Raw genomic sequence first — 12699 nt, forward strand, 5'->3', positions numbered from 1 at the left:
CCCCCCCCGCACCTCCTGGTAGGCTCGCACCGTTGGTGCGGGCGACCCTTCAAATGCGGTAGGCGATGGTCTTCATCACCCTGGAGGCCAGTGCCATCACGCCCGGGATCGGGAACGGCAGGCGGCGAGCGCCGGCCTGCTCGGCGTGGTCCGCATGGCGGGCCTCGTCTTCCTTCATCACCGCGATGACCGCGCGGCTGCGCAGGTCGCCGGCCGGCAGGTCGACCAGGTGCTCGTCCAGGTGGGCCTCCACCTGGCGCTCGGTCTCGACCACGAAGCCCAGGTTCCAGCCGTCGCCGCGCAGCCCGGCCAGGGTGCCGATGGTGTAGCTGCCGGCGTACCACAGCGGGTTGAACAGGCTCGGACGGCTGTCCAGTTCGGCCAGCCGGGTGGCGCACCAGGCCAGGTGGTCGGTTTCTTCCTGCGCCGCTTCCAGCAGGTGTTCCCGCGTGGCCGGGTCGCGCGCCACGGCGGCCTGGCCGAAGTACAGGCCCTGCGCGCAGACCTCGCCGACGTGGTTGATCCGCATCAGGCCTGCGGCATGGCGCCGCTCGGCGCTGTCCATGCCGGGCTCGCCGGTGTCCGTGGCGGGGTAGGGGCGGGCTGCCGGCGGATTGCCGAACACTGTGTCCAGGGCGCGCTGCGCCTCGGTCAGCAGGTGGTCCAGCGGAGTGGTCTGGCGGAGCACGGTCATGGCAGTACGCGGTGGGGCGGAAGACCCCCCGATTCTCGCCCGGCCCCGCGCCCCTGCCAACCCGGCCCAGGGGACGGGTTGCGCTCCCGCGGCAGGATGAGTACAATCCCGCCTCTTACGCTTCACCTTTTCACAACGCGTGGCAGAGTTCCGGCGAGCCTTTCGCCGCAATGAGCCCGACCTAACCTAGAGTTCTTCATGAGCACTTTCACTGCCAAGAACGAGACCGTCCAGCGCGACTGGTACCTCGTCGACGCCGAGGGCAAGACCCTGGGCCGTCTCGCCACCGAGCTGGCCCGCCGTCTGCGTGGCAAGCATAAGCCGGTCTACACCCCGCACGTTGATACCGGCGACTACCTGGTCGTCATCAATGCAGAAAAGATTGCCGTCACCGGCAAGAAGCTGCAGGACAAGATGTATCACCGTTTCACCGGTTACATCGGCAACCTGAAGACCGAATCCCTGGCACAGGCGCTGGAGCGCCACCCGGAGCGCGTGATCGAGATCGCCGTCAAGGGCATGCTGCCGAAGGGCCCGCTGGGTCGCCAGATGTACCGCAAGCTCAAGGTCTACGCTGGCACTGAGCATCCGCACGCCGCACAGCAGCCGCAGGTTCTGGATATCTAATCATGGCTATCACTCAAAACTACGGCACTGGCCGCCGCAAGTCCTCCACCGCTCGCGTGTTCCTGCGCAAGGGTTCGGGCAACATCACCGTCAATGGCCGTCCGCTGGACGAGTTCTTCGGTCGTGAGACCGCGCGCATGATCGTGCGCCAGCCGCTCGAGCTGACCAAGAACACCGAAAGCTTCGACATCCTGGTCACCGCCGCTGGCGGCGGCACCACCGGCCAGGCCGGTGCGATCCGTCTGGGCATCGCCCGTGCTCTGGTCGAGTACGACGAAACCCTGAAGTCCGAGCTGCGCAAGGCTGGCTTCATGACCCGTGACGCCCGTGAAGTCGAGCGTAAGAAGGTCGGTCTGCACAAGGCCCGTCGCGCCACCCAGTTCTCCAAGCGCTGATTTGCCGCGCCTGGTTGGGCTCCTTCGGGAGCCCGCTGGATGGAAAAGCAAAAGCCCGGCTTCGGCCGGGCTTTTGTCGTTCCGGGGTCATGGATTTCCTGGTTGCCGGCCAGCGGCCGGCACTACCCGTGGTTTCGCGTGCCGGGAGGGTGGGGTCAGGGCCTTTCCCTGCGGAAAAGGATCCGACCCCGGGGTTCTTTCTGGAGAAGAGCCCCCTTGTTGTTCAAGGGGGTGCGCCGACAGGCGCGGGGACAAGGTGGAATGCGCGACCAGATTAAAAGCAAAAGGCCAGATCTTTCGATCTGGCCTTTTGCTTTTAATTTGGCTGCCCCGGATGGATTCGAACCACCGAATGCCTGAGTCAGAGTCAGGTGCCTTACCGCTTGGCGACGGGGCAAAACGTGCAACTATTTTCTCACTTTTCACGCTGAAAAACAACTTGATTTTCAGTGTGGTGGCTATGGGTGGACTCGAACCACCGACCCCAGCATTATGAGTGCTGTGCTCTAACCGGCTGAGCTACATAGCCTTGGTGAGCCCGTTATTCTGCGGATGTGTACCGCCCCTGTCAACACTTTTGTGTCGTGCTTGTGGGCCGACAGAGGGCATGGGATAGTCCCGGCCAGTAGATTTTCTTAGGAGTCCGCATCGTGATCGATCCGGACGGCTATCGACCGAACGTCGGCATCGTGCTGATGCGGCAGGACGGCCAGGTGTTCTGGGCACGACGCGTGCGCCGGGACGGCTGGCAGTTCCCGCAGGGTGGCATGAACACCGACGAGACGCCTGTCGAGGCCATGTATCGTGAACTGCAGGAAGAGACCGGCCTGCTGCCCGAGCATGTGGAAGTGCTCGGGGCGACGCCCGGCTGGCTGCGCTACAAGCTGCCGGCGCGGGCCATCCGCCGCAATGAGCGGCAGGTCTGCATCGGCCAGAAGCAGGTCTGGTTCCTGCTGCGCCTGACCGGCGACGAATCCCACGTGAAGCTGGACCACACCGACTCGCCCGAGTTCGACCACTGGCGCTGGGTGGACTTCTGGTACCCGGTGGAGCATGTGGTGATGTTCAAGCGTGGCGTCTATGCGCGTGCGTTGCGACATCTGGCGCCGCTGGCCCGCGGGGTGGCCGGGCAGGGGGTTACCGCCATGCCCAAGAGCGCCGCCGAAGCCTGGATGCCTGGCCATACCGCCGGGCACGACCGCCCACGCAAGCGCCCTCGGACCCGCGGCTACTGGCCGAAGAAGGCCACGGGCGATGGCCCGGCCAGCTGACGGGCTGAACGGTATCGAGAATGGTTCAGGTCTCTGATTGACAACCATTCTCGTTTCCATTGGAATAGCCAACAGGCCGCTTCTGGCCTGCCAGCCCGGTTCACGCCTGTGTACGTCTGCATCTGCAACGGAGTCACCGACCACCAGATCCGCGAAGCCGCCAGCCATGGCGTCAGTACGGTGGCCGAACTGACCATGCGTACCGGCTGTGGCGCTACCTGCGGTTCCTGCCTGGACATGGCCGGCGATCTGCTGGCCAAGGCGCGTGCCACCCACGATCTGCCGCTGCCGGTATTGGGTCTGGCCCAGGTCGCCTGATCGTCTCTTGGCGACGCGTTGACGGCGCGCTTTCGCATTCTTCACGTGCGGCCGCACAGGCCAATGCGCACGATTCGCGTTCCTTCACGACCGCAGGCAAGGCGTTAAAGTGCCTGCGTTTTCAGCGTGCAGGAGCATCCCCATGAAGGGCGACACCAAGGTCATCGAATTCCTCAACAAGGTCCTCTACAACGAGCTGACCGCGATCAACCAGTACTTCCTGCATGCCAAGATGCTGAAGAACTGGGGCATCAAGGAACTGGCCGAACACGAGTACAAGGAATCGATCGACGAGATGAAGCATGCCGACATGCTCGCCGACCGCATCCTGTTCCTCGAAGGCCTGCCGAACTTCCAGGCGCTGGGCAAGCTGCGCATTGGTGAGAATCCGACCGAGATCCTGCAGTGCGACCTGTCGCTGGAGCGCGATGGCGTGGTCACCCTGCGCGAGGCCGTGGCGTATGCCGATTCGGTCGGCGACTACGTCAGCCGCCAGCTGTTCGTGAAAATCCTCGATTCGGAAGAAGAGCACATCGACTGGCTGGAAACCCAGCTCGACCTGATCGAGCGCATCGGCGAACCGAAGTACCTGCTGAGCAAGCTGGAAGAGTGAGTCAGCTGGCCTGGCCGGCGCGATGCTGTGCCAGGTAGCCCGTCAGTGCCACGCGCGCTCGGGCGAATTCCGCAACCAGCAGCGCCACCGCTACTGCGGGGCGCTGCAGGCTGCCGCTGCGGGCTTCGTGCTCGATGCGCTGCGCGACTGACGACAGCGACAGTGCGCCCACGTTCGCGCTGGATGACTTGAGGCTGTGCGCGACGGCCTGCAGGCGAGGCTCGTCGCCGTTCTGCGCGGCCTGCTGCAGCTGCTGCACCATTGCCGGCGCATCCTCCAGGAACACCGAGACGATCTGGATGGCGCTCTCCCCGATCACTGCATGCAGTTCGTCCAGCACGTCGCGGTCCAGCACCGGCTGCGGCTTGGAGCCGACTCGGCTGTCATCGTCCTGTAGAGCCGAGCCATGCCCGGCTGATGGAGCGCGACGGCTATCGGCCGTCAGCCGGGCATGGCTCGGCTCTATCGAAGGCCGTGCAGGTGATGCGGCTTTGCCGCCGCCCCAGCGCTGCAGCAGCGCATGCAGGGTGGCGCGTGCAATCGGCTTGGACAGATAGTCGTCCATGCCGGCCTGCAGGCAGCGCTCGCGGTCACCGGCCATGGCATTGGCGGTCATCGCGATGATCGGCAGGCGCGGGCGCCCGTTCTCCACTTCCTCGGCGCGCCAGCGGCGGGTGGCGGCATAGCCGTCCAGCACCGGCATCTGGCAATCCATCAGCACCACATCCACGTCGCCTTCGCGCAGGGCAAGCAACGCCTGCTCGCCATCGGCGGCGTTGCGCACTTCGCACTGGAACACGCGCAGCAGCTGCTCGGCCACCATGCGGTTGACCGTGTTGTCCTCCACCAGCAGCACGCGCAGGTGCAGCGGCGGCAGCGTGGGCGTGGGCTGGCCCTGTCCGGCGTTGGCCAGCAGCGCGGCAGGGCGCGCATGCGCAACCGGTGCAGCCAGCAGTGCATGCAGCCCAGCGTCGTCGAAATGCGAGGGTAGCTGCCTCTGGCGTGGGCGTGGCGGAAGGGCATCGTCCTGCAGCCACAGCACCTGCAGCCCGTCGTCTTCGCCACGTTCGGCCAACGCCTGTTGCAGCGTCGCTTCACCGATGCGGCGCGCACGTGCATCGACCAGCAGCCACGCCGGTACCGGTTGCCCCGGCCTCGGCACTGCGCGCAGGCGCTCGACCACGGCATCGAACTGCGCCAGGGCGTGCACCAGCAGTCCATGATGGGCCGCGATGCGCTCGATGCGTGCCTGCAGGATGGCATCGCTACTGAACAGCAGCAGCGCGTCTGGCGTGCGCGCCATGGCCGGCAGGTCGCCGGGCACCTTCAACAACGGGATCTCGAACCAGAACGTGGCGCCCTGGCCGGGCGTGGACTGCACGCCGATGCGCCCGTGCATCAGGTCGATGATGCGCTTGCAGATCGCCAGGCCCAGGCCGGTGCCACCGTAGATGCGGGTCGTTGAGGCATCGGCCTGGCTGAAGGACTGGAACAGGCGCGCCTGCAGTGCCTCGTCAATGCCGATGCCGGTGTCGATGATCTCGAAGCGCAGCTGGTGCTGGGCCGCGCCTTCGCCCAGGCGCTGCACGCGCAGCTGTACCTGGCCGCGCGCGGTGAACTTGATCGCGTTGGCCAGCAGGTTGCTCAACACCTGGCGCAGTCGTACCGGGTCGCCACGCACCGGCAGGCGTACCGACGGGTCCAGCTGCAGCCCCAGCGACAGGCCCTTGGCGTCGGCGGCGCGCTGCATCAGCTGCACCACGCCATCGAGCAGGTCGCGCAGGTTGAAGCTGGTGATCTCCAGTTCCAGCGCCTGTGCTTCCAGCCGCGAGTAGTCGAGGATGTCGTCGACGATGCGCAGCAGCTGCTGCGAGCTGGCCGAGGCGGTGGCCAGCATCTGCCGCTGGTCCTCGCCCAGCGGGCCGCGTGCGATCAGCTCCAGCATCGGCAGGATGCCGTTGAGCGGCGTACGGATCTCGTGGCTCATCGTGGCCAGGAACTCACCCTTGGCCAGCACCGCCGCCTCGGCGGCCTGCTTGGCCTGCAGCAGCTGCTGTTCCAGCTGCCCCTGTCGTTCGGTGGTGCGGCGCAGCTGGTCACGTTCGGCGGCCAGCAGGCTGCGCTCGCGTTGCAGCTGGGCCAGTGCCCGGTTGCGCGCGCGCAGCCGCAGGCCCAACAGCAGCGCGGTGATGGAGGCCGCAGCAAGGGCAACCAGCAGCGCGACCCACATCGGCACGTCAGAGCACCGCGTTGTGGAAGTCGAAGTTCAGATCGCTGCCGGCCGACTGCACCATGTTGCCCTGGATGTAGTCGACACCGCCCACCCACATCGCGGCGGCGGCCTGCGGATCTTCGATCTGCTGGCCGATGATCTGCTGCCCGGCGGCGTGCGCCCGCTCGATTGCCCGGCGCAGCTCTTCGCGCGTGGCCGGATTGGAATGACTGCTGGAGAAGCGCGCGGCCATGCGCACGAACGACAACGGCAGCTGGGTCAGCAGCGCATCGGCTTCGCCCCCGGGTTCGAACTGGCTCAGGCAGAAGCGCACGCCGGCGCCGGCCATGCGCTGGCAGAACTGCTGTAGCGGCACGGTATGGATCAGCGCGTCGGGCAGGCGGACGTCGATCACCAGCGCGCTGCCGGGCAGGTCGCGCTGCTGCAGCGATTCCAGCAGCCAATCCGCGAACGCATCGCGTTGCAGGGTGCGCAGCGACTGCGAAACGAACAGGTTCAGTGGTTGCGTCGCGTGCCGGTAAAGGTCGAGAAGGCCCAGTGCATGGTCCATGACCTGCTGGTCGAGATCGGCGATGCGCCCGGCAGCCTCTGCGGCCGGAATCACCTGGCCTGCCGCCAGCAGCGTACCGTCGGCCTGGCGAAGGCGCAGCAGCAGCTGGTACTGCGCGGTGTTGCCGCCGGCGACGGCGACGATCGGCTGGTAGGCCAGCTCAAGCTGGCCTTCCAGCAGTGCCAGGTGTTCCTGCTCGCTGGTCACGTCGCGGTGCACGTGGCCGGCCACGCCGGCGCTGAGCAACCGTGCCTGCAGGGTGGTGCGCTCGACTGCCTCCAGTGCGCTGTTGGCATCGTCGAAGCCCGGCGACAGCGGTGCATAGCCGACCACGCCCCGCAGATGCACCGATTCGTCATCGCGGATCACGAAGGCCCGCGCCGACAACTGCTCGCGCAGCGCAGCGGCAATGCCTTCCAGGCTGTCCTCGCTGACATTGCGCGCAAGCAGCAGGAAGCTGTTGTCGTTCAGGCGCGCCAGCAGGTGCGGGTGGCCGGCTTCTGCCAGGCGTTGCCCGGCCTGCACCATCAGGCGCTCGAAGGCGGCATAGCCATAGCGCTCGCGCAGGCCCAGTGCGCTGGATATCTCGACGAACAGCACGCCGCCCTGGTCGCGGTGGGCGAGCGCGGCGTTGAGCTGCTGCAGCACGTGATGCCGCGTCGGCAGCCCGGTTTCCGGATTGCTGGTGGCCGGGGTGCCGGATACGCCGGGCAGGGTTGCGGCCTGCGCCCGCGCGCGGCGGATGCGGTTGGCCACGGCAGCGATCAGGTGGCGCGGTCGGATCGGCTTGCTCAGGTAGTCGTCGGCGCCACTGTCGAGCACCTCGAACTGGCGTTCCGGGTCCGGGTCGCCGCTGAGGAACACGATGGGCAGCAGCTGCAGGCCGGGCTGCTGGCGGATCAGCGCGGTCAGGCGCATGCCGTCCAGACCGGGCAGGTGCAGGTCCATCAGGATCAGGTCGGGGCGATGTTCCTTGATCGCCTGCAGCGCACCGTCGGCATCGCTGTGCACGATCGCCTGCATGCCGGCGCCATGCAGCACGCTCTGTGCGAACAGTGCCTGGGCGCGATCATCCTCGACGATCAGCACGCGGTAGGGCGAATCGGAGTGCAGCGGTGCCGGGTCATTGCCGCCGGCCTCGGCCAGCAGGGATGGGCCGGGCAGCGGCGGCGGTGCGCTGCCGATCGATGCGGGTGCGTCGGAGGCGGCCAGCGGCGGAACCGCTGCCGGCGCTGCGGCGACGGCGCTCGCCGGTTCAGCGGTCCAGCGTTGCCAATGATCGGCCGGAGGGGTTTCAGCGCGTCCCGGGCGGGCGCCCGCGGGGGATTCGATTGCGGCCATCGGTGCTCCTGGTGTTCGCGTCCATTATGCGACAAGCCCGGCGATCAACCGGTGCCGGGCTGGCGTGGACTGTCGGGCGACGCACTGCGTGCCAGCCAGCGCACGCCCTTCCACAGGGTGCGCCAGACCAGCCACACCAGCAGCGCGCCCGCCAGGCTGCAGGCCAGCACCACGATCAGCGCGATCCACGGGTGTGCCAGGGCCAGGGCCAGGCCACCGACCACCACGGTGTCCTCGGCGGCGGAGGCCACCCAGTTGCTGGCAGGCTCGGGCGAGGTATTGAGCAGGGCGCGGGTGCCTGCCTTCAGGCCGTGGCTGGCCAGCGCGACACCTGCACCGGCAGCAAGTGCGCCGGTGCCCAGCTGCCCATCCGGCGACAGCGTGGCTGCGGCAAGGAAGGCACCTGCGGGTACACGTGCCAGGGTCTGCACCAGATCCCACGCCGAGTCGACGCCGGGAATCTTGTCGGCGAAGAATTCGGTCACCGCCAGCGCCGCCGAGGTGCCCAGCACCCACCACGATTCAGTGGCCTGCAGGGCCGGTGGCAGGTCGACCCAGCCGAGCAGGCCGGCCAGGCCGACACCGAACACGGTGAGGTAGACGCGGATGCCGGCCAGCCAGGCCAGCAGGATGCCGATCACGAACAGGTGGGCTTCGGTCATGGCGATGCTCCGGCGACGGAACTGTGCAGGGGACCACACTATCGACGATGGCATGCCTGAACGCCACAGACCGTGGCTCGCCACTGCGCAGGAAACCCACCCGTCCTGTCATACACTAGCCCGTCGTTTGCCACAGGGGCCGTACCGGTGTCGCCCTCGCGATGCCCCGGAATCCACCCATGACCAACCGTCCTCCCATGCGCGTGCAGGTCCGCCTGCCCGGCGCGCCGCAACCGCCGGCCGACCGCCGCCGCCTGCTGGTGATCGGCGGCATCTGGCTGCTCAGCCTGGTGCTGGCGGTGCTCGGCGGCTGCTGGATGGCCACCCCGCGCGATGCGCAGGGCCAGCGCCTGCAGGCCGCCGAGAAGCGTGCCGAGACGCTGCAGGCGCAGCTGACCGAACTGCGCCAGAAGCAGGCCACGCTGGAAGCCTCCGACCGCATCAGCCGCGCCGCCAACACCGAGGTGCAGTCCTCGCTGGCCGAGCGCGATGAGGAAATCGCCGGCCTGCGTGCCGACGTTGCCTTCTATGAGCGCCTGGTGGGTTCGACCAGCCAGCGCAAGGGCCTGAACACCCATTCGATCGAGTTCAGCCCGGAAGCGGCCGGCACCTGGCAGTACACCGCGGTGCTGACCCAGAACCTCAACCGCGGCGCCATCAGCCAGGGGCAGATGCGCTTCACCGTGGAAGGCGTCAAGAACGGCAAGCTGGCCACGATCAGCTGGGATGATCTGCACCAGCGCAGCAAGGTACCGGGACAGGATTACTCGTTCCGGTACTTCCAGCAGCTCACCGGCAGCGTGATGCTGCCGGCTGACTTCACCCCGCAACGCGTGCGGGTGACATTGGGGAGTGGTACGGGGGGTACCACCCAGGTATTCGACTGGAAACAGGCCGGTGCGCCGGCCAGCAAAGGGGAGTAGGCAGATGTTCGGAAGCAGCAAATCCAACCGTGAAGGCCAGCTGGTGGTGGATGCCCTGATCGGCAACCAGGTGGTGATCCGCGGTGATGTGGAATTCAGTGGTGGCCTGTACGTGGAAGGCCGCATCCATGGCAAGGTGATCGCCGCCGAAGGCGCCAGTGGCGCGACCCTGACGGTCGCCGAGCATGGCGTGATCGAGGGCGAGATCCGTGCCCAGGTGGTGGTCATCAGTGGCCGCCTGGACGGCGACGTGCACGCCAGCGAGAAAGTCGAACTGACCCCGAGCGCGCGGGTCAACGGCAACGTCCATTACCAGGTGGTGGAGATGAATGCGGGCGCCCAGCTGAACGGTCGCCTGATCCATGCCAGCGCCCCGATGGCCGCCCTGCCGGCCCCGGAAGCTGATGAGGCCACTGGCGGCAAGGGTGACACCGCCGCGCGCCGCAAGCTGGCCGAGGCGATGGCTTGAAAGCCATCGTCGGCACCCCCATGCTGACACCATGAGCACGCTAGTCTCCCTGCCCGGCGCCACCCCGGCCGCCGCGCCCGATTACCAGTCGCTGGAGCGCCCGCTGAACTTCACCGAGTCGGCGGCCGCCAAGGTCAAATCCCTGATCCAGGAAGAGGGCAACCCCGACCTGGCCCTGCGCGTGTACATCGAAGGTGGTGGCTGTTCGGGTTTCCAGTACGGGTTCGAGTTCGACGAGAACCGTGCCGAGGACGATCTGGCGGTACAGACCAGCGGGGTGACCCTGCTGGTCGACCCGTTGAGCCTGCAGTACCTGATGGGCGCCGAGGTGGACTACACCGAGAGCCTGACCGGTGCACAGTTCGTGATCCGCAACCCGAACGCAAAGACCACCTGCGGCTGCGGCAGCAGTTTCAGCATGTAGGCGGGGCGCGGGGCCTGCGTCCCGCGCGACAAGGTGTGTGGAGCAAGCTCCACACCCACAGACGGCTTCGGCAAAGCCCGCGGCTTGCCACCCGCATCGATTGGCGGCACGCTTGCAGGATGCCCAATACTCCTTCGCCGCTTTCCGGTTTCGCCTTCGTGGGCGAACCGCTGGAGCGCGCCGATGCCCTGCGCGAAGATGCCGATGCACTGGCGCGCCTGTGGCCGGGCGCGCACATTCTGGTGCTCGATCAGGACGGCAGCGCCTTCACCGGCGATGACGACCAGCCGCTGGCGCTGACCGGCGCCGACATCGGCGGCGGTCCCGGCTCCGCGATCTTCCTCGGCCTGCGCGGGGAACAAGCGTGGTTCTCGGTTGAAGCCGCCAGCGTCACCGTCACCGCACCACGTCGCCTCGACCTGCGCCAGGCCGCGCTGCTGTGGTCGGTGGCTGATGCGACCGCTTTCAGCTACGCACGTGGCATGTCCTACTGGCACTCGCGCACCCGTTTCTGCGGGGTATGCGGTGGTGCCGTGGCGTTTGCCCGTGGCGGCTTCGTGGGGCGTTGCGCGCAGTGTTCCACCGAGCACTATCCGCGTGTCGACCCCGCTGTGATCGTGGCGGTTGAAAACCAGGGCCGCCTGCTGCTCGGCCGCCAGTCAAACTGGGCGCCACGTCGCTACTCGGTGCTGGCCGGCTTCGTCGAACCGGGCGAGACCTTCGAGCAGACCGTGGTGCGCGAAGTCCACGAGGAGAGCAAAGTGCGGGTGACGGCCTGCCAGTACCTCGGTTCGCAGCCGTGGCCATTCCCGGGTGCGCTGATGGTTGGCTTTCGCGCACAGGCGCAGGATGACCTGCCGACCGTGGACGGCGAGCTGGAAGACGCGCGCTGGTTCAGTGCCGACGAGGTCGGCGCGGCACTGGCGCGCGATGTGGAGGACGATGGCCAGGGCATCCGCCTGTCGCCGCCGATCTCGATTTCGCGCGGCCTGATCGAGCACTGGTACCGCCAGCAGAAGGGCTGAGGCGGGCCGGCTGGGGTGATTGCATTGCCGCCACCTGAACACGGCACGGGTTACAGTCCGGTTCACCGCTGAGGGCGCCGCTGCGACAGGTAAGGTAGCGGCGCCGAGCGTTCTGTTTCGTAGGGAGACCTGCCATGTTCACCACTCTGGCCGCCGTGCTGGTGGCACTGGCCCTGGGCCATGTTGCTCCGGCCGCTGCTGCCTCGCTGCGCCGTTTCGACGGTTTCCGGCGTTGGCTGGGCTGGCTGGATGCGCGTGGTGGCAAGGTCTGGCAGGGACCGGCCGGCGTTGCCTTGGCCCTGCTGCCGCCGCTGTTGCTGATGGCGCTGCTGGCGTGGCTGTTGCGCGGGGTGCTGTTCGGCCTGCCGTCGCTGCTGCTGGGCGTGGCGGTGCTGGCCTGGTGCTGGGGCCCGCGTGACCTGGACCGCGATATCGAGGCCATCATCGATGCCGATGATGCGGCGACGCGGCAGGCTGCAGTGCGCAACCTGCAGTCGGCCGGCGGCAGCCTGCGCGAGGACATTCCGTCACTGGTCGAGGCGACGGTGCTCAACGCACTGCGGCGCTGGTTCGCGGTGCTGTTCTGGTTCCTGTTGCTGGGCCCGGCTGGCGCGCTCGGTTACCGGTTGCTGGCGCTGATGGCGGAAAGCCCGATGCGTGCCCGCGTGCCGGTCGAGCCGCTGGCGCTGGCGCAGCGGCTGCTGGGCTGGATCGAGTGGCCGGTGGCACAGCTGATGGCGTTCTCGATGGCGCTGGTGGGCAACTTCGATACGGCGTGGAAGGCGTGGCGCCAGGCCCATGGGGAGCGCCTGACCGGCAATACCGGGTTCCTGGGTACGGTGGCGCGGGCCAGCGTCAACGCCGAACTGCGCGAGGATGCGCACGACTACACCGAGGCGGGGCTGTTGCCGGTGTGGCAGCGGTTGCCGGACCTGCGTGATGCGATGAGCCTGGTGTGGCGGATGCTGCTGCTGTGGCTGGCGATCCTCGCCCTGCTGGTGATTGCAGGCTGGGTGACGTAGTTGCTTTGCAGGGCTTGCAGCCCTGCACCTGCAGAGGCCAAAGCCAAAGCCAAAGCCAAAGCCAAAGCCAAAGCCAAAGCCAAAGCCAAAGCGGCTCTGGGTTGCTGAGGGTTGGGCGGGGCGGTGTGGGGC

At 67.4% G+C, this 12699-nt stretch carries 14 protein-coding genes and 2 tRNA genes; 10 read left to right on the forward strand and 6 right to left on the reverse strand.

Annotated features, from left to right (window positions below; all coding sequences use genetic code 11):
* Positions 1-49 precede the first annotated feature (49 nt).
* The gene (coq7, locus tag O0K41_RS20695) at positions 50-694 is read right to left on the reverse strand and encodes a 2-polyprenyl-3-methyl-6-methoxy-1,4-benzoquinone monooxygenase (RefSeq protein ID WP_005411313.1); all 645 of its coding nucleotides are present in this window, start codon (positions 692-694) and stop codon (positions 50-52) included.
* A gap of 198 nt (positions 695-892) precedes the next feature.
* Between coq7 and rplM the strand changes: the two genes are divergently transcribed.
* Together rplM and rpsI are read left to right on the forward strand one after the other, a co-directional pair.
* Positions 893-1321 (forward strand): 50S ribosomal protein L13, encoded by a 429-nt coding sequence (gene rplM, locus O0K41_RS20700; protein ID WP_005414692.1) that lies wholly within the window; start codon positions 893-895, stop codon positions 1319-1321.
* A 2-nt stretch (positions 1322-1323) separates the two neighbouring features.
* On the forward strand, positions 1324-1716 hold the full coding sequence (gene rpsI / locus O0K41_RS20705) for a 30S ribosomal protein S9 (RefSeq protein ID WP_005411311.1): 393 nt from the start codon (positions 1324-1326) through the stop codon (positions 1714-1716).
* A gap of 322 nt (positions 1717-2038) precedes the next feature.
* On the opposite strand, the gene O0K41_RS20710 is transcribed toward rpsI, so the two are convergent.
* Both O0K41_RS20710 and O0K41_RS20715 read right to left on the reverse strand, forming a co-directional pair.
* Positions 2039-2113, reverse strand: a tRNA-Gln gene (locus O0K41_RS20710).
* Between the two features lie 55 nt (positions 2114-2168).
* A tRNA-Met gene (locus tag O0K41_RS20715) sits at positions 2169-2245 on the reverse strand.
* A 121-nt stretch (positions 2246-2366) separates the two neighbouring features.
* Between O0K41_RS20715 and O0K41_RS20720 the strand changes: the two genes are divergently transcribed.
* The 3 genes from O0K41_RS20720 to bfr all read left to right on the forward strand — a co-directional run bounded on the left by O0K41_RS20720 (position 2367) and on the right by bfr (position 3918).
* Entirely contained in the window at positions 2367-2987 is a 621-nt protein-coding gene (locus O0K41_RS20720) for an RNA pyrophosphohydrolase (RefSeq protein WP_005411310.1), read from the forward strand.
* Positions 2988-3095: 108 nt separating this feature from the next.
* The gene (locus tag O0K41_RS20725) at positions 3096-3305 is read left to right on the forward strand and encodes a bacterioferritin-associated ferredoxin (protein ID WP_005411309.1); all 210 of its coding nucleotides are present in this window, start codon (positions 3096-3098) and stop codon (positions 3303-3305) included.
* Between the two features lie 142 nt (positions 3306-3447).
* The gene (bfr, locus tag O0K41_RS20730; RefSeq protein WP_005414691.1) at positions 3448-3918 is read left to right on the forward strand and encodes a bacterioferritin; all 471 of its coding nucleotides are present in this window, start codon (positions 3448-3450) and stop codon (positions 3916-3918) included.
* 1 nt (position 3919) lies between these two features.
* Here bfr and O0K41_RS20735 read toward each other — a convergent pair whose 3' ends face one another.
* From O0K41_RS20735 to O0K41_RS20745, 3 genes are read right to left on the reverse strand one after another with little or no spacing between them, the layout of a single operon-like run.
* On the reverse strand, positions 3920-6154 hold the full coding sequence (locus tag O0K41_RS20735) for an ATP-binding protein (protein ID WP_164223078.1): 2235 nt from the start codon (positions 6152-6154) through the stop codon (positions 3920-3922).
* 1 nt (position 6155) lies between these two features.
* Complete coding sequence (locus tag O0K41_RS20740; RefSeq protein WP_088435782.1) at positions 6156-8042, reverse strand: EAL domain-containing protein; 1887 nt, start codon at positions 8040-8042, stop codon at positions 6156-6158.
* Between the two features lie 44 nt (positions 8043-8086).
* Positions 8087-8704: a DUF4126 domain-containing protein gene (locus O0K41_RS20745; RefSeq protein ID WP_005411305.1), complete on the reverse strand. Its 618-nt coding sequence runs from the start codon at positions 8702-8704 to the stop codon at positions 8087-8089.
* Between the two features lie 179 nt (positions 8705-8883).
* On the opposite strand from O0K41_RS20745, the gene O0K41_RS20750 reads away from it, so the two are divergent.
* The 5 genes from O0K41_RS20750 (at position 8884) to ampE (ending at position 12567) form a co-directional block, all read left to right on the forward strand.
* Positions 8884-9627: a DUF6776 family protein gene (locus O0K41_RS20750; protein WP_005411304.1), complete on the forward strand. Its 744-nt coding sequence runs from the start codon at positions 8884-8886 to the stop codon at positions 9625-9627.
* Positions 9628-9631: 4 nt separating this feature from the next.
* Entirely contained in the window at positions 9632-10096 is a 465-nt protein-coding gene (locus tag O0K41_RS20755; RefSeq protein WP_005411303.1) for a polymer-forming cytoskeletal protein, read from the forward strand.
* Between the two features lie 31 nt (positions 10097-10127).
* Positions 10128-10520, forward strand: a complete 393-nt coding sequence (gene erpA / locus O0K41_RS20760; RefSeq protein WP_005411302.1) for an iron-sulfur cluster insertion protein ErpA — start codon at positions 10128-10130, stop codon at positions 10518-10520.
* A gap of 119 nt (positions 10521-10639) precedes the next feature.
* Positions 10640-11545 carry an NAD(+) diphosphatase gene (gene nudC, locus O0K41_RS20765; RefSeq protein ID WP_005414687.1) on the forward strand — a complete coding sequence of 302 codons (906 nt, stop codon included), beginning with the start codon at positions 10640-10642 and terminating at the stop codon, positions 11543-11545.
* Positions 11546-11679: 134 nt separating this feature from the next.
* Positions 11680-12567 carry a regulatory signaling modulator protein AmpE gene (ampE, locus tag O0K41_RS20770; RefSeq protein WP_108270556.1) on the forward strand — a complete coding sequence of 296 codons (888 nt, stop codon included), beginning with the start codon at positions 11680-11682 and terminating at the stop codon, positions 12565-12567.
* The last annotated feature ends 132 nt before the right edge of the window (positions 12568-12699 follow it).

Source organism: Stenotrophomonas sp. Sm2128 (genome assembly GCF_030985535.1).
GTDB lineage: Bacteria > Pseudomonadota > Gammaproteobacteria > Xanthomonadales > Xanthomonadaceae > Stenotrophomonas > Stenotrophomonas maltophilia.